Origin of the sequence: Actinomadura luteofluorescens (assembly GCF_013409365.1) — a bacterium.
GTDB classification, from domain to species: domain Bacteria; phylum Actinomycetota; class Actinomycetes; order Streptosporangiales; family Streptosporangiaceae; genus Spirillospora; species Spirillospora luteofluorescens.
Window position 1 is genome coordinate 252,737 of record NZ_JACCBA010000001.1, and the last position, 22,531, is coordinate 275,267.

Consider the following 22,531-nt stretch of genomic DNA (forward strand, 5'->3'; position numbering starts at 1 on the left):
TCCCGCGCGGGAAGCGCGCCCGGACGTCCCGTTCCCCGAAGATTATTCGCCCCGGGCCGTGCCCGCCACCGAGCCCGCCATCATGCCCGGACCCCTGCCGGCCGTGCCCGCGGCGGCCAGGAGCGCGCAGGCGCCGACCCCGGTGAGGGCCCACGCCGCGCCCGCCGGGCCGAGGTCGAAGAGGCGGCCGATCACCAGGTCGCCCGCGAAGGAGAACATGCCGGCGCAGAACGCCAGGACGCCGTAGTACGACCCGAAGCGCTCCGGCGGGGCGCGCCGCGCGGTGCGCTGGAAGACCGACGGCTGCACGAGGCCGTTGGCGGCCCCGTTGAGGACGGCCGCGACCATCAGCGGGCCCTGCTGCGTTCCGTCCAGCGCCGCCAGGACGAAGAACCCCGCCGCGGCGCACAGCAGCCCCGCCCGCAGCACCCACGGCCGCTCGCCGCGGCACCGGACGGCGACGAACGGCTGGACCGCCGCCGCGACCATGGCCAGCAGCGAGAAGCACAGCGTCGCCACCGCGGGCCTGAAGCCGAGGAGGGGCACCGCCGTCATGATGTGGGTGGCGAGGAGCGTCGTGGGCGCGGTCAGCAGCGCGAAGTACAGGAACACCCGGTCGCCGAGGACCGCGCGCACGCCCGCGAGGACGTCGCGCGGGCGCGCGGGCGCCTTCTTCTCGCCGGACCGGGGCACGAACAGGAACAGGAAGCCGGCGACCACCCACAGAGCCGCGGCCGTCCCCGTCAGGAGCGCGAACCCGGACCCCGTGCCCAGTAGGAGAAGCCCCATCGGCGGGCCCGCGACCGTCGCCAGGTGCTGGGCGGCGACGTAGGCGGCGAATCCCCCGGACCTGGCGGCGGGGCCGACGGACGCCAGCAGGCTGTGGCCCGCGGGATTGTAGAGCGCGCCGCCGACCGCGAGGGCGACGGCGGCGCCGAGCAGCGCCCCCACGCTCCCGGCGGACCCGAGCATGACGAACCCCACCGCGCGGACGGCGCAGGAGATCACGCCGGTCCGCCGCGCGCCGAGCAGGTCGGTGACCGCCCCCACCGGCAGGAGCAGCGCGAACTGCAGGCCCACCCGCACGCCGAGGACCAGCCCGACCGTGCCGGCCAGCAGCCCGAGGTCGTGCCGGAGGTGGGCGACGAGGTGCGCCATCACCGCGAAGAAGCCGAGGCTGGCGGCGAGCTGGATCGCCACCACCGGCACGATCACCCGGCGGCCGGACGGGTCCGCGGGAGGCGCGGGCGGCGAGACGGCGGGCGCGCGAACGGAGACGGTCACAGCCCTGCCCGGGACAGGCCGGAGACGACCAGCGCCGTGGCCTCCGCGATCAGGACGTTCTTGGGCGGGGTGTCGTATCCCGGGCGGTCGGTCATGACGGCGACCATGAGCGGAGCCCCGCGGGGAGGCCACACGACGGCGATGTCGTTGGCCCTGCCGTAGTCGCCGGTCCCCGTCTTGCTCGCCGTCCTCCACCCCCGGGGAAGCCCCGCCCTGATGCGTTCGGCTCCGACGGCGGTGGCGCCGCGTTCGAGCCAGCCGCGGACCAGGGCGCGCTTGCCGGGCTCCAGCGCGTCGCCGAGAACGATCGCGCGGTAGTCGGCGGCGATCGCCCGGGGGGTGGTGGTGTCCCGCGGGTCGCCCGGGCGGACCCGGTTCAGCTCGGGCTCGTAGTCGTCCAGGCGGCTGACGGTGTCGCCGAGCCCCCGCAGGTAGGCGGTCAGCCGCGCCGGGCCGCCGACGTCGCGCACCAGCAGGTTGCCCGCCGTGCCGTCGCTGTGGCGGATGGCGGCGTCGCACAGCTCCCGGATGGTCATCCCGGTGGCGATCCTGTCCTTGGTGATCGGGGAGATGGAGTTCACGTCGGCCCGGGTGAAGGTGACGCGGTCGTCGAGGTGGCCGAGCGGACCGCCGTGCAGCACCGCGGCCGCGGCGAGCGCCTTGAAGGTGGAGCAGAAAGCGAAGCGCTCGTCGGCGCGGTAGGCAACCTCGGCTCCGGTCCGGGTCGCCAGCGCGTACACGCCGAGCCGGGCCCCGTGCCTGCGTTCGAGCGCCGCGAACCGCGACACGTCCGGCGACGCGGCCGAGGGCCGGGCGGACGGCGACGCCGCGGGGGACGGGCGCTCCTTATCGCCGCATCCCGCCAGCGGCAGGAGGGCCGCGGCGGCCAGCAGTGCCCGCCGGGAGGAGCCGGACTGCTCAGACGGCATGCGCGAAGAACCTGCTTTCCCGGGGCGGAGGGACGGACCCCGCCCAGCAGACCAGAGCCGCACTCGTGACGTCCAATATGGATATCGTGCGCGCCGCCATACCCATGTGCATATCGGAGCAGTTCAGACGGGCCGCCGAGGCATCTGCGGCGGCCGGCGGCTCCGAGAAATGCGTGTGGCCCGCCCCCTGGTCGGGGACGGGCCACACGGTGAGGCTTCGGCGGGCGTCAGCGGGCCGCGGCCTCCATGGCCTGCTTGACGGCGGCGCGCTTCTGCCGGAGCTTGGCGAGCGCCTCCTCCAGGATGGCCTCGCCGTCCTCGTCGCTGCGCCGCTCCTTCACGTACGCGAGGTGGGTCTTGTAGGGCTCCGTCTTCGGCGGGGCCGGGGGGTTCTCGGAGTCCTGGCCGGCGGGGAACCCGCAGCGCGGGCAGTCCCACGTCTCGGGGACCGCGACGTCCGTCGCGAAGCTGGGGCGGGTCTCGTGCCGGTTGGCGCAGTAGAAGGTCACCCAGACGCGGGGGGCGGCGTCGCCGCGCTCCGCCTCTCCCATCGGACCGGCCCCGACACGGCTGCCCCGGATCGCGTTGCCACTACCCACGGAATACTCCTCGCTTGGTGTGCCGCCGCCGCCCGTGACCTTCGAGGACGGCGCGGCGCTCGCATGTGTTGGACGGGACGGCTCAGCCGACGCCCTTGTGCTTGAACAGCAGCCCGAGCACGACGATCGAGGCGAACCAGACCACCCCGACGCCGATGGTCAGCCGGTCGAGGTTGCGCTCGACCACCGACGACCCTCCGAGGGACGAAGAGACGCCGCCGCCGAACATGTCGGACAGGCCGCCGCCCTTGCCCTTGTGCATCAGGACGAGGACCACCATCAGCAGGCTCGTGACGATGAGCACGATGGACGTTGCGATGATCACGTTTCTTCAGCGCCTTGTCTGTAGTTCAGGACGGAGGTCGAGCCGGACCGGGCGTTTACCCGTCAGCTACGAAGGGTACGACGAAGTCTTCGCTGGTTCGGCAAGAACCCCCGGTTCACGCGGAATTGATCAGATGTGATCAGACCGGCAGATCCCGGTACCGGCAGATTTTGACGAACTCGCCCGGGTCCAGGCTGGCACCTCCGACCAAGGCGCCGTCCACGTCGGCCTTCGCCATGATCCCGGCGACGTTGCCGCCCTTCACCGAACCGCCGTACAGGATACGCGTCTCGTCGGCCGTTCCGCCGTCGTACAGCTCGGCGAGCCGCGTGCGGATGGCCGAGCAGACCTCCTGCGCGTCCTCCGGGGTGGCGACCTCGCCGGTGCCGATCGCCCAGACCGGCTCGTAGGCGATCACGGTGCGCCGCACCTGTTCGGCGGAGATCTTCTCCAGCCCGCCGTCGACCTGCGCGAGCACGTGCGGGACGTGCCCGCCGGCCTTGCGGACCTCCAGCCCCTCGCCGACGCACAGGATCGGGGTGAGGTCGGCGGCGAGCGCGGCCTTGGCCTTGGCGTTGACGACCGCGTCGTCCTCAGCGTGGTACTGGCGCCGCTCGGAGTGCCCGACGACGGCGTAGGTGCACCCGAGCTTGGCCAGCATCGCGGCGGAGATCTCGCCCGTGTAGGCGCCGGACGCGTGCTGGGACACGTCCTGCGCGCCGTACTGGAGGCCGTACTTGTCGGCCTCGATCAGGGTCTGCACCGAGCGGAGCGCGGTGAACGGCGGGATCACCGCGACGTCGACGGCCGCGTAGTCGGCGTCCTTGAGGGCGAACGCCATCTTCTGGACGAGCGCGATCGCCTCGAGGTGGTTGTTGTTCATCTTCCAGTTGCCGGCCATGAGCGGCTTGCGGCCGCTCGGGGCGCCGGAAGAGGTCGCGCGGGCCATCGGTCAGTCCTCCAGTGCTTGCAGGCCGGGCAGCGTCTTGCCCTCGAGGTATTCGAGGCTCGCGCCGCCGCCGGTCGAGATGTGGGAGAAGGCCGCCTCGTCGAAGCCGAGCAGCCGGACGGCCGCGGCCGAGTCGCCGCCGCCGACCACGGTGAACGCGCCGGAGTCGATGAGGCCCTGGGCGACGGCACGGGTGCCGTGCGAGTAGGGCTCCATCTCGAACACGCCCATGGGGCCGTTCCAGAAGACCGTTCTGGCGTCGGCGAGGCGCGAGGCGAACAGCTTGCCGGACTCGGGCCCGATGTCCAGGCCCAGGCGGTCGGCCGGAATCGCGTCGGCGGCGACCACGTCGTGGTCGGCGTCCGCGGCGAAGGCGGTGGCCGCGACGATGTCGACCGGCAGCACGAACTCGACGCCGGTCTCCTCGGCGCGTCGCAGGTACTCGCGGACGGTGCCGAGCTGGTCCTCCTCCAGCAGGCTCTTACCGACCTCGTGCCCCTGCGCCTTGAGGAAGGTGAACACCATGCCGCCGCCGATGAGGATGCGGTCGGCCTTGCCGAGCAGGTTGTCGATGACCCCGAGCTTGTCGGACACCTTGGACCCGCCGAGCGCGACCGCGTAGGGGCGCTCGACGTCCTCGGTGAGCTTCCTGAGCACCTCGACCTCGGCGGCGATCAGCCCGCCCGCGGCGTGCGGCAGCCGCTTCGGCACGTCGTAGACCGACGCGTGCCTGCGGTGCACGGCGCCGAACCCGTCGCCGACGTAGACCTCGGCGAGGGCGGCCAGCCGGTCGGCGAAGGCGCCGCGCTCGGCGTCGTCCTTGCTGGTCTCGCCCGGCTCGAAGCGCAGGTTCTCCAGCAGCGCGACGCCGCCGTCGGCGAGGCCGCCGGCCGCGGCGCGGGCGGAGTCGTCCACGACGTCGGTCGCGAACGCCACCGGCGCGCCCAGCAGCTCGCCCAGGCGGGCGGCGACCGGCGCGAGGGAGAGCTCGGGCTTGACCTGCCCCTTGGGACGGCCGAGGTGGGCGCAGACGATGACCTTGGCGCCGCGGGCCCGCAGCGCCTCGATGGTCGGCAGGCTGGCCCGGATCCGCCCGTCGTCGGTGATCCGCCCCTCCTGCAGCGGGACGTTGAGGTCGGCGCGCAGCAGGACGCGCCGTCCGGCGACGTCGAGATCGTCAATGGTGCGCATCGGGATGCGGTGTCCTTCCGTACACGGCCCCGCCGTGGCCGCGCGTCGCGCGGCCACGGCGGTGACGGGCTTCGGTTACAGCTGCGAGCCGACGAGCTTGACGAGGTCGACGAGGCGGTTGGAGTAGCCCCACTCGTTGTCGTACCAGCCGACGACCTTCACCTGGTCGCCGATGACCTTGGTCAGCCCGGAGTCGAAGATGCAGGACGACGGGTCGGTGACGATGTCGCTGGAGACGATCGGGTCCTCGGTGTAGGTGAGGTAGCCCTTCAGCGGGCCGTCGGCGGCGGCCCGGAACGCCTCGTTGACCTCCTCGACCGTCACGTCGCGGGACAGTTCGACGGTGAGGTCGGTGGCCGACCCGGTCGGCACCGGGACGCGCAGGGCGTAGCCGTCCAGCTTGCCCTTCAGCTCGGGCAGCACCAGGCCGATCGCCTTGGCGGCGCCGGTGGAGGTGGGGACCACGTTCAGCGCGGCGGCGCGGGCGCGGCGCAGGTCCTTGTGCGGCGCGTCCTGGAGGTTCTGGTCCTGCGTGTAGGCGTGGATCGTCGTCATCAGGCCCTTCTCGATGACGAAGTTGTCGTGCAGCACCTTGGCCAGCGGGGCCAGGCAGTTGGTGGTGCAGGACGCGTTGGAGATCACCGTGTGGTTCGCCGGGTCGTACTTGTCCTCGTTGACCCCGAGGACGACCGTGAGGTCCTCGTTCTTGGCCGGCGCGGAGATGATGACCTTCTTGGCTCCGTTGTCGGCGTGCACCCGGGCCTTGGTGGCGTCGGTGAAGAAGCCGGTCGACTCCACGACGACGTCGGCGCCGACCTCGCTCCACTTGAGGTTCGCGGGGTCGCGCTCCTCGAAGGCCTTGATGGACGTGCCGCCCACGACGATCTCGTCGGCGGTGGCGTGGACGTCCTCGGGGAAGCGGCCGAGGATGCTGTCGTACTTGAGCAACTGGGCGAGCGTCGCGTTGTCCGTCAGGTCGTTGACGGCCACGACCTCGATGTCGGCCCCGGACGCCTTCACCGCGCGGTAGAAGTTGCGGCCGATCCGGCCGAACCCGTTGATGCCTACTCGGATGGTCACGGAACCGCTCTCCTCGTACGTCGTATCGCCCGGTGCCAGCCGGGCTCTTACCTACGGTCGATCCGGGGTTCTCCCCCACCTCAGACCCTATCCAATGACCCACGAGTAGCCGGACACCGGTTTCGTGGGATTCACGGGTGAGGCCGCCTTCCCCCACCTGGGGGAGCCGCCTCGCCCGCCCCCTTTCACGACATAGCACGATCATCACTACACTGCCGGGCCATGTGGCGCGGGTGGTCTGTTCTGTTGGCGGGGCTGGTGGGAGCCGTGCTGCTCGGCGGTCCGGCCGCGGCCGCACCCGTTTTGGAGCGCGCCAAACCGGCGAGCCGCGCGGACGCCATCGCCGCCGCGCTCCGCCGCGACCCCGTGTACGTCACCGACCACGCGCCCCGGGCCCTGCCGCCTGACGCCGCCGCGCGGATCCGCGCCTCCGTCGCCCGCCTAAGGGTCCCCGTGTACGTGGCGGTGACGCCGACTTCGGGCCTCGGGCCGCAGAACCCCTCCGAGTCCTTCGCTTCGCTGCTGCGCGACCGGCTGCGCGAGGACGGCGTCTACATCGTGGTCCCCCCGTCCGGAGGCGGCGGCGAGATCCGCCAGTTCGGCGACGTCCGCGGCCTCCCGCTGGACGACGCCTGGTCGGCCGCGGAGTCCGAGACCCCCTACGACGCGGGCGCACCGGAGGTGATCGCGCTGTTCGTGGACATCGCCCTGTCGGGGCACGCCCGGGAGCGCCGCGACCATCCCCGCCCGAGGCCGAAGTCGAAGGTCCGCGAGGCCCTGGACGCCGACGACGCGGCCGACCGGAGGGCGTCCCGCATCGAATGGGGCCTGTTCGCCCTCGGCACCACGCTCAGCGGGGGCTCGATCCTCGGCCTGCTGGTCGGGCGCCGCGTCCTGCTGGCGAGGCGGGCGCGCCGGCCGAGGAGACCACCAGCGAAGAAGAACACCAGGAAGGCGCGCAGATGAGGCGGTTCCCGGTGGTGCTGCGGTTCCCGGTGGTGCTCGCCGCCCTCGTCCTCGCCGCGCTCGCGGCGATCCCCGGCGCCGCCGCGGCCGGCGAGCCCCCGCACGCCTACCACCGGCTCGACCGGGTGGGCGCCGCGCTGGCCAAGGATCCGCTGTTCGTCGACCCGGACGTCGCGCAGGCGCTCGGCGCGTCCGACCGCGCCCGCCTGCGCGCGGCCATCGCCGGGACGGCGAGGCGGCTCGGCACGCCGGCGTACGTCGTGGTGATCCCGAACCCGGGCCAGTCGGAGTCGCAGGGCCGCGACGACGCGTTCCTGTTCATGCTGCACGACCGCACGCGCCGCGACGGCCTCTACGTGATGGCCGACGCGCACGGCGATCTGGAGTCCGAGGCGTTCAACGTGCCGCGCCGGGGCCGGTCCCCCCTGGACGATCTGGACGAGGAGGACGAGCCGGGCGCCGCGACCCCCGCCGACTCCGAGCACCCGTTCGCCGGGCTCGCCGACCGGATCGCCCGGCGGCTGGACGGCTACGCGGCGGCGCCCTCGGCGTCCCCCACCCTGCCGCGGCTGTACTCCAGCCCCGACCCGTTCGGGCAGGAGAACACGCTGCGGCCCGACGAACCGGAGATCACGGCGCCGCTGCTTACCGGCCTCCTGCTCGCCGGGCCGGCAGGGGCCGCGGTCCTGTACGGGCTGGGCATCGGCGTCCTTGCGCTGCGCCGGGGAGGGCCGCGGTCCTCCCCGGACCGGCCGAAGGCCGGACGGCACGCCCGGGCGCGCACCAAGCCGAGCATGCGCTGGCTGCGCCGGAACGGCGCCAAGGATCTGGAGAGGCTCCGCCGCCTGCTCGCCACGGCCGACACCCGGCGGGGACGCGCCTACGCCGTGTCCGCCTACGACGCCGCGCAGATCCTCTATGACGACGCCAAGGACGACGAGAGCAAGGCGATCGACCTCGTCGGCGCGATCGTGCTGGCCCGCCAGGGATGCGTCGCCCTGGCCCGCGACATCGAGGCCCCGCCGTCACCGTGCCTGGTGAACCCGCTGCACGGCAGGTCGGTCGTGCGCAAGCGCGTCCGGAAGCTGGAGAAGGACCACGGCGGAGCGCTGCCGAGGCAGTGCCCGCTCTGCGCGAACTGCCGTGATCTCGACAAGAGGCAGGCGCTGGACGAGCGGCGCCTCCTGCGGATCCCGGGGCCCGGCGGCCACCGACCGCACACCCTCGTCCCGGGCGTGTGGCGCGAGACGGCATGGGGCGCCCACGGCAAGACCTTCCTCCCGCGTGTGATGAGGTACCTCGGTGTTGACTGAACCGTCCCCCGGCGAACGGCTGGCCGCCGCCCTGCGCCGCTCCCCCGTCCACGTCGATCCGTCCCTGGCGTCCGCGCTCCCCGCAGCGGCCCGCCGCACGCTCATCGCCAAGCTGCGCAAGGCGCCCGCGCCGGTCTTCGTCGTGCTGGTCCCCATCGTCAAGGGCGGCACGTGGACGGACGCCGAGCAGCTCGCGACCGTCGTCCACGACCGCCTGGGCCGCGATGGGATCTTCATCACCTTCGACGACGACTCCCAGGACCTGAGGGCGCGCGAGTGGGGCGGCGACCACCGCGCCGACCGCGCCGCCTGGGCGGTCACCCTGGACCGCGCCATGGACGACGCGCCGCTCGCCGCCCGGCTGTCCCGCGTCGCCGACCTGATCGTCTCCGGCACCGGCCAGCAGGAGTACGACCGGGTCTCCGCCGAGATCGACAAGCGCTACAAGGCCCGGCACGGCACCTCGCCGCCCGGCCGCGGGGACGGGGACGGCGGGGGCGGGCTCGCGGTGCCCCTCGGCGCGGGCGCGGCGGTCGCCGTCGCGGCCGGCGCCGGGTTCCTGCTGTGGCGGCGGCGCCGGATGGCCTCGGTCCGCCGCGAGGGCGAGGGGCTGCTGATGCCCCGCACGGTGTTCGCCACGGCGAACCGCGCCACCGAGGACCAGCTCCGCGCGCAGGCGTCCCGCGAGGTCATCGCGTTCGGCGAGCTGCTGGACGACAGCGCCGTCCCGACCTCCGAGGAGCGCGCCCGCACCCTGGTGGCCCGCGCCCTGGACGCCTACCAGGCCGCGGGGAAGACCCTGGACGCGGCGCAGGGCGTCCCCGACCTGGCGGGCGTCCTGGTCCTGCTCGACCAGGGCCGCGACGCCCTCGCCTCCGCGCAGGCCGTCGCGAAGGGCCGGCCCGAGATCCCGCCCGTCCCGCTGTGCTTCTTCAACCCGCTCCACGGCGACGCGGCCGCCGAGCTCGACTGGCGGCCCCTCGGCTCCCGCAGGCGGCTGAGCGTCCGCACCTGCCGCCCGTGCGCCCGCGCCGCCCGCGACAAGCGCGCCCCCGAGGTCCTCACCGACCGCCGCGACGGCCGCGAGGTCCCCTACTACGAGGCCGACCCGTCCCGCAGCGTGTGGGCCGAGACCGGCTACGGCCAGCTCCGCGACGACCTCATCGAGCGCGTGCTGCGCGGTGACAACACCCCCCGCTGACCGCACGCCCCCGAATGTTTACCGTCCCTTCACCGGCGGCGGTCCGACGGCAGGGCGCGCCGGGTGTGTGGTGGGAACGTGGCCCATCGATCTTGGCGAGGCGCCCGCGGCGCGGGGTGCGCCGCGCTCCTGCTCGCGCTGTCGTGCGGCTGCCACGGCGCCGCCCCGCACGCCGTCCCGGTGACGGCGCGCGGCACGGCGCGGGCCGTCTGCCTCGGCTACAACGGCCTGGACAGGGTGAACCCGGCGGCGCGGGTCCGCGCGGGCCGGTTCGCCACACCGAGCGCCGCCCCCGTCCGCGTCGCCGACGGGACGGACGTGGACTGGAGCCGCGACCCGTACGGCGACCGGTCGTGGCAGCTCTGGTTGCACTCCCTCGAATGGCTCGGCGGCCTCATCAGGGAGTACGAGCGGGCGGGCGACCGCGCCGCGCTGCGGACGGCCGCGGGCATCGCCCGGGACTGGCTCGCCGACAACGCCCGCCCCGGACGGCTCCCCGAACACCGGCGCGAGGCGATCAGGGAGGCCGCCAAGTTCCGCCTCGCCACCCTCGTCTGCCTCAGGCGGCACCTGACCGGACGGTGGCTGGACGAGGCCATCGCCTCCCACGCGCGGTGGCTGGCCCGCCCCGAGCACTACTCGGGGCCCTGGAACCACGGCACCGACGAGGCGATGACGCTCATGACGGCGGGCTGCGGCATCGGCCGGCAGGACCTCGCCGACCTCGGCCACCGGCGCCTGCTCGACGCGATCCTCGCCCCGCCCGGCGGCGCGCGGCCGGCCGTCGACGACGAGGGCGCCGGCAACGAGCAGTCCGCGCACTACGCCGTCTACAACCGGAGCAGGTGGCGGCTCGCCTTCCACGTGATGCGCGAGTGCGGCCGTCCCGTCCCCGCCGAGCTCGTCCGCCGGCTCGGCCTGCTGGACGAGTTCATCGCCTTCCAGACCACGCCCGCCGGGGACCTGCTCCAGATCGGTGAGTCGTACGCGGGCAGAGCCTCCGCCATCGACAGCCCTGGAACGGGACCGCTCAGGTACGTCGCGACGCAGGGCGCGCAAGGCGTCCCGCCCAAGGAGCGAGCGCGCGTCTACGGCGCCGGGTACGTGATGGGCAGGTCCGGCTGGGGACGGGAGGGCCGCCCGTTCGCCGACGAGATGTCCTACACGGCGCGCTTCGGCCCGGCCCGGTACGCGCACGGGCAGAACGACCACATGGCGCTCACCTTCCATGCGCTCGGCCGCGACATCCTCGTCCCGAGCGGCAACATCGGCTACAGCGACACGACCTGGCGGAGGTGGCTGGCCTCGCCGGAGGCGCACAACACGCTCGTCGTGCGCGGCGTCCCGTTCCGCGAGAACGCGGCGACGGCCCTGGTCGCGCACGAGTTACGGCGTGGCGCCGACACGTTCCGGTTCTCCGACACCGCCTTCGCGGGCACGACCCGCTCCCGCTCGGTGCTCGCCGCGTCCGATCCCGACGCCGTCGCCGTGCTGGACGAGGTGCGCTCCGCCGCCCCCCGCCCCGTCGAGCAGCTCTGGCACCTGCCCGCGGCGTTCACCGCCGTCCCGGACGAATCCGGCGCCATCGCCACCGCGGGCCCCGTCCGCGTCTACTTCCTCCGGTTACCGCTCCCCGGCACGACGAGCGGCCCCACCAGGATCGTCCGGGGCTCCCTCACCCCGAGGCAGGGCTGGATCGCCCCCTCCGCCCGCACGAGGCTCCCCGCCCCGGTGGTCTCCTTCACCGCACGGGGCGGAACCCCACCGGCCCGCATGCTGACCCTGATCGCGCCCGTCCGCGGCGAAGCGCGTCCAAGCGTCCGAACCCGCGTGCTCGATGACGGAACACTCCGCGTGGAGGCGGCCTTCTCCGGTCACCACCTGACCTTCGAGGCCGCCCCCGACGGCACCCTCCACCGCCTCCCCTGACCGGCATCCACATTCAGCGCTCTCGGACGCGCCACGCCCGGACGCTCTTGGAGTCGACCTGAGCGAGGCCGCGGGCCGGGCGGCCGGAAGGCGCTCCAAGCGCCTGGAGGTCGCCCGGCCCGCCGAGCCGGGCGACCGCAGCGACACGACAAGAGCCCGCACGGGCACAACACGCCAGCACCGTGGCGTGAGGATCGCCCGGCTCGCAACGGGGGTTCCAGGGGGTCGCCCCCCTGGGCGAACACAGCGCGGGCCGGGCGGCCGGAAGGCGCTCCAAGCGCCTGGAGGTCGCCCGACCCGCCGAGCCGGGCGACCGCAGCGACACGTCACGAACCCGCACGGGCACAACACGCCAGCACCGTGGCGTGAGGATCGCCCGGCTCGCAACGGGGGATTGGGGGTCGCCCCCCAGAAAACTACTGCGCGAGCATGTCGGCGGTGAGGTTGGCCTCGGTGCCGGGGATGCCCTGGTCGCCGGCGCGCTTGTCGGCCATGGCCAGGAGGCGGCGGATGCGGCCGGCGATGGCGTCCTTGGTGAGGGGCGGGTCGGCGAGCTGGCCGAGCTCCTCCAGGGACGCCTGCTTGTGCTCCAGGCGGAGGCGGCCGGCGTTGACGAGGTGCTCGGGGGCGTCGTCGCCGAGGATCTCCAGCGCGCGGGCGACGCGGGCCCCGGCGGCGACGGCGGCGCGGGCGGAGCGGCGCAGGTTGGCGTCGTCGAAGTTGGCGAGGCGGTTGGCGGTGGCGCGGACCTCGCGGCGCATCCGCCGCTCCTCCCAGGCCAGGTAGCTGTCGTGGGCGCCGAGCCGGGTGAGCAGGGCGCCGATCGCGTCGCCGTCGCGGACGACGACGCGGTCGACGCCGCGGACCTCGCGGGCCTTTGCGTGGATCTTCAGGCGGCGGGCGGCGCCGACGAGGGCGAGCGCTGCCTCGGGGCCGGGGCAGGTCACCTCCAGCGACATGGAGCGGCCGGGTTCGGTGAGGGAGCCGTGCGCCAGGAACGCGCCGCGCCAGGCCGACTCGGCGTCGCAGGCGGCGCCCGCGACGACGTGCCGGGGCAGGCCGCGGACGGGCCGGCCGTTGTTGTCGATGAGGCCGGTCTGCCGGGCGAGCGACTCGCCGTCCCGGAAGACGCGCACGACGTAGCGGTTGCCCTTGCGCAGGCCGCTCGGCGCGAGCACGACGACCTCGGAGGTGTGCCCGAACACCTCCGAGATGTCCTTGATCAGCCGCCGCGCCGCCACCCCGGTGTCGATCTCGGCCTCGATCACGATGCGGCCGCTGACCAGGTGCAGGCCGCCGGCGAACCGCAGCAGCGTCGAGACCTCGGCCTTGCGGCAGCACGGCTTCAGCACCGTGAGCCTGCTCAGCTCGTCCTTGACCACACCGGTCATCGCCATCTGATGAACCCTCCCCCTATCGGACTTCCAGCAGTCTGGCCGATCCCGGCCGCGCCGGTCGTCACTCGGTGAATATCTGTACGAAGGCTTGGGCCAGACGGGCGGGTTCATGACGCGGCGATCCGTCGTCGGCGGCGACGTCGGCGAGCACGAGGCGTCCGCCGAGGTCCTGCACGGCCTTGTCGAGGGCGTCCGGGTCGTCCACCACCGCGCGGTCGGCGAGGACGACGTCCACGCGAAGGTCGGGCGCGTGCGCCTGGAGCACCTCCAGGTGGGTCTGCGGCGAGAAGTCGTCGGTCTCGCCGGGCTGCTGCGCGAGGTTCAGCGCGACGACGCGGCGGGCGCGGGAGGTGGTGAGGGCACGGGCCAGCGCGGGCACCTTCAGGTGCGGCAGGACGCTGGTGAACCACGAGCCGGGCCCGAACACGATCCAGTCGGCGTCGTCGACGGCGGCGAGGGCCTCCGGGCAGGCGGGCGGATCGGCCGGCACCAGCGAGACGCCGAGCACGCTGCCGGGCGTCCTCGCGCACGCCACCTGCCCCTTGACATGGGCGATCTCGTCGGGCCTGGCGGGATCGGCGCCGCGCACCTCGGCGACGATGTCCATCGGGACGGCGGCCATCGGCAGCACGCGGCCGTGCGCCCCGAGCAGCCGGCCGACCCAGTCGAGGCCGGCGACGGTGGAGCCGGGCGAGGCGCCGTCGCCGCCGAGCAGCTCCCACAGCGCGACGATGAGCAGGTTGCCGACGGCGTGGCCGCGCAGGTCGCCCTCGCTGCGGAAGCGGTGCTGGACGACGTCGCGCCAGGTCTGCCCCCATTCGTCGTCGCCGCAGAGGGCGGCGAGCGCCATCCGCAGGTCGCCGGGCGGCAGCACGCCGAGCTCGCGGCGCAGCCGGCCGCTGGAGCCGCCGTCGTCGGCGACGGTGACGATCGCGGTCAGCCGGTCGGTGACGCGGCGCAGCGCCGACAGCGACGCGTAGAGGCCGTGGCCCCCGCCGAGCGCGACGACCTTCGGGCCGAGGGGCTTCACCGTGCCGTTTCTCTCCTCGTCCGGGACCCCCGCCGGGTCCCGGCGCGGGCCGTCATTCGCGGCCGAGGTCACGATGGGCGACCTGCACCTCGATGCCCTCGTCCCGCAGCCGGGCGGCGATCTGTTCCGCCATGGCAACACTACGGTGTTTTCCACCGGTGCATCCCACGGCGAGGGTCACGTAGTGCTTGCCCTCACGCTCATACCCGCCGGCGAGGAGCCGCAGCACCTCGGAGTAGGCGTCCAGGAACTCCTTGGCGCCGTGCTGCCCGAGGACGTAGTCGCGGACGGCGGCGTCGCGGCCCGTCATCGGGCGCAGCTCCGGCACCCAGTGCGGGTTCGGCAGGAACCGGCAGTCGACGACGAGGTCGGCGTCGACCGGCAGGCCGTACTTGTAGCCGAACGACACGACGGTGGCGCGCAGGCTGGACTCGCCGCTGTCGTTGCCGAAGAAACCGATGATCTTGTTGCGCAGCTCGTGCACGTTGAGGCCGCTGGTGTCGATCACCAGGTCGGCCTCGGCGCGGACCTCCCGGACCAGCTCGCGCTCGCGGGCGATGCCGTCCACCAGGCGCCCGTCGCCCTGCAGCGGGTGGGGGCGGCGGACGCTCTCGAACCGGCGCACGAGGTCGGCGTCGCCGGCCTCCAGGAACACCACGCGCGGGTGAACGCCGCGGGCCTCCAGCTCGGCGATCGAGGAGTGCAGGTCGTCGGTGAACGCGCGGCTGCGGACGTCCACGACGACGGCGATGCGCGGCACCGCGTCCTTCACCCGGCCGCCGAGGTCGGCCATCGTGGCCAGCAGCCCCGGCGGCAGGTTGTCGACCACGAACCAGTCGAGGTCCTCCAGCGACTTGGCCGCCGTGCTGCGGCCCGCCCCGGACATGCCGGTGACGATCACGATGTCCGGAATCTTGGTATCGCTGGTCATGCGCTTCTCCCCCTGTGCTCCCCGTCGTCCCCGCCGGGATTCTCGCCCCCGCCGCCCGCCGCCGCGGCGCCGCCGTGCAGCGCCGCGACGATGCTCTCGGCGCTGCGCATGCCGATTCCCGGAACCTCGGCGACCTGCGCGGGCGTCGCGTCCTTCAGCCGCTTCAGCGACCCGAAGTGTTTCAGCAGCGCCGCGCGGCGCGCCGGGCCCAGACCCGGAACGTTATCGAGTTCGCTGACCGTCATGGACCTGGAACGCCGCTGCCGGTGGAAGGTGATGGCGAACCGGTGCGCCTCGTCGCGGACCCGCTGGACGAGGAACATGCCCTCGCTGTTGCGCGGCAGGATGACCGGGTCGCCCTCGCCGGGCAGCCAGAGCTCCTCCAGCCGCTTGGCGATCCCGCACACCGCGATGTCGTCGACGCCGAGCTCGTCGAGGGCCCGCTGCGCGGCCGCGACCTGCGGGGGGCCGCCGTCGACGAGGACCAGGTTGGGCGGGTAGGCGAACTTGCGCGGCCTCCCGGTCTCCGGGTCGATCGGCTGGTGCGCGCCCTCCTCCGGGTCGCCGAGGGCGTCGAGCTCGCCGGTCTTCTCGCTCTCGGCCAGGTAGCGCCTGAACCGGCGGGTGATGACCTCGTGGATGGAGCGGACGTCGTCCTGCCCCTCCACGGCCTTGATCGTGAACCGGCGGTACTCGCTCTTGCGGGCCAGGCCGTCCTCGAACACGACCATGGACGCGACCACGTCGGTGCCCTGGAGGTTGGACACGTCGTAGCACTCGATCCGCAGGGGCGCGTCGTCGAGCTCCAGGGCCTCCTGGAGCTCCTGCAGCGCGCGGCTGCGGGTGGTGAGGTCGGACGCGCGGCGCGTCTTGTGCTGCTTGAGCGCCTCGTGGGCGTTGCGCGCGACCGTCTCCAGCAGGGTCCGCTTGTCGCCGCGCTGCGGGACGCGCAGCCGGACGGGCCCGCCGCGCTGCTCCGACAGCAGCTCGGTCATGGCCTCCTCCTCCGGCGGCAGGGCCGGGACGAAGACCTCGCGGGGCACCGACTCGCTCTCGCCGTAGATCTGGATGAGGAAGTGCTCGACCAGGTCGGCGGTGGTGACGTCCTCGACCTTGTCGACGACCCAGCCGCGCTGCCCGCGGATGCGGCCGCCGCGCACGTAGAACACCTGGACGGCGGCCTCCAGCTCGTCCTCGGCGAAGGCGATCATGTCGCAGTCGGTGCGGTCGGGCAGCACGACCGCCTGCTTCTCCAGGGCGCGCTCCAGGGCGCGGATGTCGTCGCGGAGCCGGGCCGCGCGCTCATACTCCTGGGACGCGGCCGCCTCGCGCATGTCGCGTTCGAGGCGCTTGATGAACCGGCTGGTGTTGCCGGCCATGAAGTCGCAGAAGTCCTCGGCGAGCAGGCGGTGCTCGTCGGGCGAGACGCGGCCGACGCACGGGGCCGAGCACTTGCCGATGTAGCCGAGCAGGCAGGGCCGGTCGAGCTGGTGCTGCCGCTTGAACACCCCGGCGCTGCACGTCCGGACGGGGAAGACGCGCAGCAGCTGGTCGACCGTCTCCCGGATCGCCCACGCGTGGGAGTACGGCCCGAAGTAGCGCACGCCCTTGCGTTTGGCGCCCCGCATCACCATCACCCTCGGGAAGTCCTCGTTCAGGGTGACGGCGAGGTAGGGATAGGACTTGTCGTCGCGGTAACGGACGTTGAACCTGGGGTCGAACTCCTTGATCCAGGAGTACTCCAGCTGGAGGGCCTCGACCTCGGTGCCGACGACCGTCCAGTCGACGCGCGCGGCGGTCCGCACCATCGTCTGGGTGCGGGGGTGCAGGGCGGAGAAGTCGGCGAAGTAGGACCCGAGCCGCGAGCGCAGGTTCTTCGCCTTGCCCACGTAGATGACCCGGCCGTGCTCGTCGCGGAACCGGTACACCCCCGGGGATTCCGGGATGGAGCCGGGTGCGGGTCGGTAGGTCGCCGGATCTGCCACGCTCGAAAGCCTAATGGGCGGCACCGACACGCCGGGTCCCGCGGCCCGCGCCGCAGGGCGGCTCCCCGCGGAGTGACGTAGATCTCTCCCTCTCGCTCGGATGTTCGCAAATCCTCCGGAAAGGGAGGGTCAAACGGTTGGCGGATCCGGAAGGGGGTCGTCGCAGACATGTCCGCGCTCTGGGCATGGATCATCCTGGGCGCCGTCGTCGGCACGTCCGTGATCGCCGTGGAGGGGGGCCGCCGGCTCGTCGCGGGCCGGCTGTCGCACCGCTGGCCCGGCGCGGGCCGGGTCGCCCGGCGCTGCACGGCGCCCGCGTTCGCGTTCGCGGTGGTGGTCAGCTCCAGCACCGCGATGCCGTACCAGTTCATCGGCGGGCACGCCGAGGGCGTGGTCCGGCACGCCATGCGGATCGCGGCGATCGGCGCCTCCACCTGGCTGGTGATGCGGATCGGGTACGCGCTGAGCGACCCGCCGCTGGCGCGGCTGATGCGGATCGAGGGCGAGCGCAACCGGCGGGCCAGGCGGGCCCGCACGCAGATGCTGCTGCTGCGCCGCATCGCCGCCGTCATCATCGTGGTGCTCGCCGTCGGCGCGGCGCTGTTCACCTTCCCCGCCGTGCGGGCGGTCGGGGCCGGGGTGCTGGCCTCGGCGGGCGTCGCCGGCCTGGTGGTCGGCATCGCGGCGCGGCCGACCCTCGGCAACCTGCTGGCCGGGCTGCAGCTGGCGTTCAGCGACGCGCTGCGCCTGGACGACGTCATCGTCACGCAGGGCATCTGGGGCCGGGTCGAGGAGCTGACGCTGTCGTATGTCGTCCTGCAGCTCTGGGACGACCGGCGCATGATCTTCCCGGTGTCGCACTTCACCGAGCAGCCGTTCGAGAACTGGACCCGGCACTCCAGCCGCCTGCTCGGCTCGGTCGAGCTGCACGTGGACTGGGCGGTCCCGGTCGAGGACCTGCGCGCCGAGCTGTACTCGGCGCTGAAGGAGAACCCGCTGTGGGACCGGCGGGAGTGGATGCTGCAGGTGGTGGACGTCCAGCAGACCGGCCTCGTGACGGTGCGCGCGCTGATGAGCGCCGCCGACTCGGCGAGCACCTGGGACCTGCGCTGCGACGTGCGCGAGCACCTGGTCTCCTACATCCGCGACCGCCACCCCGAGGCCCTCCCCCGGCTCCGCGTCGGCCCCGAACCGGTCGTGGACGGCGCCGGGGCCGAGGCGGGCGGCCCGGCGCCGGCCACCGAGGGCGAGGTGGCGGAGGGACGGCACGCCGACGGCGCGCGGGCCGTCCCGCGCGAGGACGGCCCGGCGCGCGCGAAGTCGCTCAGGCGAGCATGATCTTCCCGCCCTGGACGGTGACCTCCCTGCCCGCCAGGGGCTCGTCGGCCGGCGGACTCGCCACCGACCCATCGGTGATCTTGAACTTGCTGCCGTGGCAGGGGCAGTTGATCGTGCCTCCGGACACCGATCCGACGCTGCATCCCCGATGGGTGCAGGTCGCGGAGAACGCGGTGAACTCGCCCTGGCGGGGCTGGCAGACGACGACCTTGGCGTCCTCGAACACCTTGCCGCCGCCGACGGGGATCTCGCTCACCGAGGCCAGGGCCGCCCCAGCGCCGCCGTCACCGCTCCCGTCCCCGGAGCCGCCGGAGCCGCCCGAACCGCCCCCGCCGTCGCCCGACTCGCCGCACGCCGCCGCCAGCCCGGCCGCGCCCGCGAGCCCCGCGCCGAGGAGGAGGGCCCTGCGGCTGCCGCCGGCGGGTCCCTCCCCCGGCGTGCGCTCCGTTCCGTCCGCCTGCGTCTCGGACCTGTGTGGCATTCTCGCCCCTCCGGTGACCTGTCTCGGTTCCTGTCCGTCACCGGGAAGCACGGATGCGCGAGCGGGCCGGTTCAACGCGCGGCCGGACGATGATCAGGTGACGACGATGCCGCCGCCCTCGACCCGCACCGGGTACTCCTTGAGCGGCGCCTTCGCGGGGCCGTGCTGCACCGACCCGTCAGTGATCTTGAACTCGCTGCCGTGGCAGTGGCACTTGATCAGCCCGTTCGCGACCCCGCCGACCGTGCAACCCTGGTGGGTGCACACCGCCGTGAACGCCTTGTAGGCGCCCTGGCTGGGCTGGGTCACCACGACCTTCGCGTCGCCGTACACCTTGCCGCCGCCGACCGGGATGTCGGCGGTCTTCGCGATCTGCTTGCCCTTGAGGTCCTCGGCGGGCTTCGCTCCGCCCCCGGACGCGCACCCCGCCAGCGCGGCGGCGCCGAGCGCCCCCGCCCCGCACAGCACCGCGCGCCGGCCGACTCCCCCGCACCCCGCGGCCTCGGCGGCCCCGGGCGTCACTTCGTCTCCCATGGCTCCATCCTGGTGGACGGCCTCACCCGCCGCGCACCGGCCCGCCCTCCGCTAGGCGAGGACCTTCTTGAGGAACTGGCCGGTGTGGCTGGCCTCGACCTCGGCGACCTCCTCGGGGGTGCCGGTGGCGACGACCGTGCCGCCGCGCGAGCCGCCCTCGGGGCCCATGTCGATGATCCAGTCGGCGGTCTTGATGACGTCGAGGTTGTGCTCGATGACCAGGACCGTGTTGCCCTTGTCGACCAGGCCGTTCAGCACGCCGAGGAGCTTGCGGATGTCCTCGAAGTGCAGGCCGGTGGTCGGTTCGTCCAGCACGTAGATGGTGCGGCCGGTGGAGCGCTTCTGCAGCTCGGACGCCAGCTTGACGCGCTGCGCCTCGCCGCCGGACAGGGTCGGGGCGGGCTGGCCGAGCCGGACGTAGCCGAGGCCGACGTCGTTCAGCGTCTTCAGGTGCCGGTGGATCGCCGTGATCGGCTCGAAGAACTCGGTGGCCTGCTCGATCGGCATGTCGAGCACCTCGGAGATCGTCTTGCCCTTGTAGTGGACCTCCAGGGTCTCCCGGTTGTAGCGGGCGCCGTGGCAGACCTCGCACGGGACGTAGACGTCCGGCAGGAAGTTCATCTCGATCTTGATGGTGCCGTCGCCGGAGCAGTTCTCGCAGCGGCCGCCCTTGACGTTGAAGGAGAACCGGCCGGGCTGGTAGCCGCGCACCTTCGCCTCGGTGGTCTGCGCGAACAGCTTGCGGATGTGGTCGAACACGCCGGTGTAGGTCGCCGGGTTGGACCGCGGGGTGCGGCCGATCGGCGACTGGTCGACGTGCACGACCTTGTCGAGCTGGTCGACGCCGTTGACGCGCTTGTGCTTGCCGGGGACGGTCTTCGCCCCGTTCAGCTTCTTCGCCAGCGCGTTGTAGAGGATGTCGTTGACCAGCGTCGACTTGCCGGACCCCGACACGCCGGTGACGGCGGTGAGGACGCCGAGCGGGAACGCCACGTCGACGTCGCGCAGGTTGTTCTGCTGCGCGCCCTTGACGGTGACCTCGCGGCCCCTGGTGCGGGGCCGCCGGATCTGCGGGACCGCGATCTCGCGGCGGCCGTCGAGGTAGGCGCCGGTCAGGGAGCGCTCGGACTTCTTCAGGTCCTCGACCGTGCCGGAGACGACGATCTCACCGCCGTGCTCGCCCGCGCGCGGGCCGATGTCGACGATCCAGTCGGCGGCGGCGATGGTGTCCTCGTCGTGCTCGACGACGATCAGGGTGTTGCCCATGTCGCGCAGCCGGAGCAGCGTCTCCAGCAGCCGGTGGTTGTCGCGCTGGTGCAGGCCGATGGACGGCTCGTCCAGCACGTACAGGACGCCGACCAGGCCGGAGCCGATCTGCGTGGCCAGCCGGATGCGCTGCGCCTCCCCGCCGGCGAGCGTGGCGGACGCCCGGTCGAGGGTGAGGTAGTCGAGACCGACGTCCAGCAGGAAGCCGAGCCGGGCGTTGATCTCCTTGAGGACGCGTTCGGCGATGTGCGTCTCGCGCTCGTTCAGCTCGAGCGCCAGCAGGAACTTCGCGGCCTCGCCGATCGGCTTCGCGGCGACCTCGGCGATCGACATCCCGCCCATGGTGACGGCGAGCACGACCGGCTTGAGCCGGGCGCCCTCGCACGTCGGGCACGGGATCTCCCGCATGTAGCCCTCGAACCGCTCCCGGCTGGAGTCGCTCTCGGACTCCGCGTGGCGCCGCTGGATGTAGGGGACGACGCCCTCGTAGGCCGTGTAGTACGAACGCGTCCGGCCGTAGCGGTTCTTGTAGCGGACGTGGACCTGCGTCTCGTGCCCGTTCAGGATCGCCTTGCGGGCCTTGGCGGGCAGCCTGTCCCAGGGCGTGTTCAGGTCGAAGCCCATCGCGTCGCCCAGCGCCGACAGCAGCCGCAGGAAGTAGTCGCTGACGTGCCCGCCCGACCACGGCTGGATCGCGCCCTCGCCGAGCGAGAGCTCGCCGTCGGGGACGACGAGCTCGGCGTCGACCTCCATGCGCGTCCCGAGGCCGGTGCAGTCGGGGCAGGCGCCGTACGGCGAGTTGAACGAGAACGAGCGCGGCTCCAGCTCCTCGAACGACAGGTCGTCGTAGGGGCAGTAGAGGTGCTCGGAGTACATCCGGGTGCGGTGCTCGTCGTCTTCGGGAAGGTCGACGAAGTCGAGGACGATCGTGCCGCCCGCGAGGCCGAGCGCCGTCTCGACCGAGTCGGCGAGCCGCTGCCGGGCGGAGTCCTTCACCGAGAGCCGGTCGACCACGACGGAGATGTCGTGCTTCTCCTGCTTCTTCAGCCGGGGCGGCTCGTCCAGGCGGATCATCTGCCCGTCGACCAGCGCCCGCGAGTACCCCTTGGACTGGAGCTCGCGGAACAGCTCCAGGTACTCGCCCTTGCGCCCGCGGATCACCGGCGCCAGCACCTGGAAGCGGGCGCCCTGCTCCAGCTCCAGCACCCGGTCGACGATCTGCTGCGGCGCCTGCCGGCTGATCGGCCGGCCGCACTCGGGGCAGTGCGGGTGCCCGATCCGGGCGTAGAGCAGCCGCAGGTAGTCGTACACCTCGGTGATCGTCCCGACCGTGGACCGGGGGTTCTTGCTGGTCGACTTCTGGTCGATCGAGACCGCCGGGGACAGCCCCTCGATGAAGTCGACGTCGGGCTTGTCCATCTGCCCGAGGAACTGCCGGGCGTAGGCCGACAGCGACTCCACGTACCGGCGCTGCCCCTCGGCGAAGATCGTGTCGAAGGCCAGGCTGGACTTCCCGGAGCCCGACAGACCGGTGAACACGATCATGGAGTCCCGCGGGAGGTCGAGCGAGACGTCCTTCAGGTTGTGCTCGCGTGCTCCACGCACGATGAGTCGGTCATGCACGTTCTTCCGGTTCCTCTTCTGGGCGCGGCGATCTGCGGATACGGCGGCTCGGTATCAAGGCTAGCCACGGGGTGCGACAGGATCCCCCGGACTTCTCAACAGCGGCGCTCGCCGCTGCATTTCATGACGCTACCCGGCCGATCCGAGCGGTCGGGACGGCACCATCGCACCGTACACGTG

Annotated in this window: 19 protein-coding genes; 5 read left to right on the forward strand and 14 right to left on the reverse strand. The window is 73.1% G+C overall.

The window, feature by feature from the left end:
* Positions 1-42: 42 nt before the first annotated feature.
* The 7 genes from BJY14_RS01180 to gap all read right to left on the reverse strand — a co-directional run bounded on the left by BJY14_RS01180 (position 43) and on the right by gap (position 6,357).
* Positions 43-1,284 carry an MFS transporter gene (locus BJY14_RS01180; protein ID WP_179841865.1) on the reverse strand — a complete coding sequence of 414 codons (1,242 nt, stop codon included), beginning with the start codon at positions 1,282-1,284 and terminating at the stop codon, positions 43-45.
* Positions 1,281-2,213 (reverse strand): class A beta-lactamase, encoded by a 933-nt coding sequence (bla, locus tag BJY14_RS01185; RefSeq protein WP_179841866.1) that lies wholly within the window; start codon positions 2,211-2,213, stop codon positions 1,281-1,283. Before bla ends, BJY14_RS01180 begins: the two co-directional genes overlap by 4 nt.
* A gap of 227 nt (positions 2,214-2,440) precedes the next feature.
* A complete protein-coding gene (locus BJY14_RS01190; RefSeq protein WP_149258133.1) occupies positions 2,441-2,812 on the reverse strand; it encodes an RNA polymerase-binding protein RbpA in 372 nt (123 codons plus the stop codon).
* A gap of 82 nt (positions 2,813-2,894) precedes the next feature.
* Positions 2,895-3,137, reverse strand: coding sequence for a preprotein translocase subunit SecG (gene secG, locus BJY14_RS01195; protein WP_089313386.1), 243 nt, complete (start codon positions 3,135-3,137; stop codon positions 2,895-2,897).
* A 139-nt stretch (positions 3,138-3,276) separates the two neighbouring features.
* Entirely contained in the window at positions 3,277-4,086 is an 810-nt protein-coding gene (gene tpiA, locus BJY14_RS01200) for a triose-phosphate isomerase (protein ID WP_179841867.1), read from the reverse strand.
* A 3-nt stretch (positions 4,087-4,089) separates the two neighbouring features.
* The gene (locus BJY14_RS01205; RefSeq protein WP_179841868.1) at positions 4,090-5,277 is read right to left on the reverse strand and encodes a phosphoglycerate kinase; all 1,188 of its coding nucleotides are present in this window, start codon (positions 5,275-5,277) and stop codon (positions 4,090-4,092) included.
* Between the two features lie 75 nt (positions 5,278-5,352).
* The gene (gene gap, locus BJY14_RS01210) at positions 5,353-6,357 is read right to left on the reverse strand and encodes a type I glyceraldehyde-3-phosphate dehydrogenase (RefSeq protein ID WP_179841869.1); all 1,005 of its coding nucleotides are present in this window, start codon (positions 6,355-6,357) and stop codon (positions 5,353-5,355) included.
* 246 nt (positions 6,358-6,603) lie between these two features.
* Here gap and BJY14_RS01215 point away from each other — a divergent pair, with 246 nt between their 5' ends.
* The 4 genes from BJY14_RS01215 (at position 6,604) to BJY14_RS47065 (ending at position 11,766) form a co-directional block, all read left to right on the forward strand.
* Positions 6,604-7,323: a hypothetical protein gene (locus BJY14_RS01215; RefSeq protein WP_179841870.1), complete on the forward strand. Its 720-nt coding sequence runs from the start codon at positions 6,604-6,606 to the stop codon at positions 7,321-7,323.
* Positions 7,320-8,636 (forward strand): hypothetical protein, encoded by a 1,317-nt coding sequence (locus BJY14_RS01220; RefSeq protein ID WP_179841871.1) that lies wholly within the window; start codon positions 7,320-7,322, stop codon positions 8,634-8,636. The genes BJY14_RS01215 and BJY14_RS01220 overlap by 4 nt, the downstream gene beginning before the upstream one ends.
* Complete coding sequence (locus tag BJY14_RS01225) at positions 8,626-9,837, forward strand: hypothetical protein (RefSeq protein WP_179841872.1); 1,212 nt, start codon at positions 8,626-8,628, stop codon at positions 9,835-9,837. The genes BJY14_RS01220 and BJY14_RS01225 overlap by 11 nt, the downstream gene beginning before the upstream one ends.
* A gap of 78 nt (positions 9,838-9,915) precedes the next feature.
* Entirely contained in the window at positions 9,916-11,766 is a 1,851-nt protein-coding gene (locus BJY14_RS47065; protein WP_179841873.1) for a heparinase II/III domain-containing protein, read from the forward strand.
* A gap of 416 nt (positions 11,767-12,182) precedes the next feature.
* On the opposite strand, the gene whiA is transcribed toward BJY14_RS47065, so the two are convergent.
* The 4 genes from whiA to uvrC all read right to left on the reverse strand — a co-directional run bounded on the left by whiA (position 12,183) and on the right by uvrC (position 17,109).
* Entirely contained in the window at positions 12,183-13,163 is a 981-nt protein-coding gene (gene whiA, locus BJY14_RS01235) for a DNA-binding protein WhiA (RefSeq protein WP_179841874.1), read from the reverse strand.
* A 61-nt stretch (positions 13,164-13,224) separates the two neighbouring features.
* On the reverse strand, positions 13,225-14,193 hold the full coding sequence (locus tag BJY14_RS01240) for a gluconeogenesis factor YvcK family protein (protein WP_179849100.1): 969 nt from the start codon (positions 14,191-14,193) through the stop codon (positions 13,225-13,227).
* Positions 14,194-14,245: 52 nt separating this feature from the next.
* A complete protein-coding gene (rapZ, locus tag BJY14_RS01245; protein WP_179841875.1) occupies positions 14,246-15,124 on the reverse strand; it encodes an RNase adapter RapZ in 879 nt (292 codons plus the stop codon).
* Positions 15,121-17,109 (reverse strand): excinuclease ABC subunit UvrC, encoded by a 1,989-nt coding sequence (uvrC, locus tag BJY14_RS01250; RefSeq protein ID WP_179841876.1) that lies wholly within the window; start codon positions 17,107-17,109, stop codon positions 15,121-15,123. The genes rapZ and uvrC overlap by 4 nt, the downstream gene beginning before the upstream one ends.
* Positions 17,110-17,277: 168 nt before the next feature.
* Here uvrC and BJY14_RS01255 point away from each other — a divergent pair, with 168 nt between their 5' ends.
* Positions 17,278-18,447, forward strand: coding sequence for a mechanosensitive ion channel family protein (locus BJY14_RS01255; protein ID WP_179841877.1), 1,170 nt, complete (start codon positions 17,278-17,280; stop codon positions 18,445-18,447).
* Here the strand turns inward: BJY14_RS01255 and BJY14_RS01260 are convergent.
* The 3 genes from BJY14_RS01260 to uvrA all read right to left on the reverse strand — a co-directional run bounded on the left by BJY14_RS01260 (position 18,434) and on the right by uvrA (position 22,351).
* Positions 18,434-18,928 (reverse strand): Rieske (2Fe-2S) protein, encoded by a 495-nt coding sequence (locus tag BJY14_RS01260; protein WP_179841878.1) that lies wholly within the window; start codon positions 18,926-18,928, stop codon positions 18,434-18,436. The two genes, BJY14_RS01255 and BJY14_RS01260, sit on opposite strands and share 14 nt — an antisense overlap.
* A gap of 93 nt (positions 18,929-19,021) precedes the next feature.
* Positions 19,022-19,462 (reverse strand): Rieske (2Fe-2S) protein, encoded by a 441-nt coding sequence (locus BJY14_RS01265; RefSeq protein WP_179841879.1) that lies wholly within the window; start codon positions 19,460-19,462, stop codon positions 19,022-19,024.
* A 51-nt stretch (positions 19,463-19,513) separates the two neighbouring features.
* Positions 19,514-22,351, reverse strand: a complete 2,838-nt coding sequence (gene uvrA / locus BJY14_RS01270; RefSeq protein WP_179841880.1) for an excinuclease ABC subunit UvrA — start codon at positions 22,349-22,351, stop codon at positions 19,514-19,516.
* Between the last annotated feature and the right edge of the window lie 180 nt (positions 22,352-22,531).

Excerpts from the sequence above, each read along its gene's own strand:
- bla (WP_179841866.1), bottom strand. The coding sequence starts at position 2,213 with ATGCCGTCTGAGCAGTCCGGCTCCTCCCGGCGGGCACTGCTGGCCGCC.
- tpiA (WP_179841867.1), bottom strand. The coding sequence starts at position 4,086 with ATGGCCCGCGCGACCTCTTCCGGCGCCCCGAGCGGCCGCAAGCCGCTC.
- BJY14_RS01205 (WP_179841868.1), bottom strand. The coding sequence starts at position 5,277 with ATGCGCACCATTGACGATCTCGACGTCGCCGGACGGCGCGTCCTGCTG.
- BJY14_RS01220 (WP_179841871.1), top strand. The coding sequence starts at position 7,320 with ATGAGGCGGTTCCCGGTGGTGCTGCGGTTCCCGGTGGTGCTCGCCGCC.
- whiA (WP_179841874.1), bottom strand. The coding sequence starts at position 13,163 with ATGGCGATGACCGGTGTGGTCAAGGACGAGCTGAGCAGGCTCACGGTG.
- rapZ (WP_179841875.1), bottom strand. The coding sequence starts at position 15,124 with ATGACCAGCGATACCAAGATTCCGGACATCGTGATCGTCACCGGCATG.
- BJY14_RS01255 (WP_179841877.1), top strand. The coding sequence starts at position 17,278 with ATGTCCGCGCTCTGGGCATGGATCATCCTGGGCGCCGTCGTCGGCACG.
- BJY14_RS01260 (WP_179841878.1), bottom strand. The coding sequence starts at position 18,928 with ATGCCACACAGGTCCGAGACGCAGGCGGACGGAACGGAGCGCACGCCG.
- BJY14_RS01265 (WP_179841879.1), bottom strand. The coding sequence starts at position 19,462 with ATGGGAGACGAAGTGACGCCCGGGGCCGCCGAGGCCGCGGGGTGCGGG.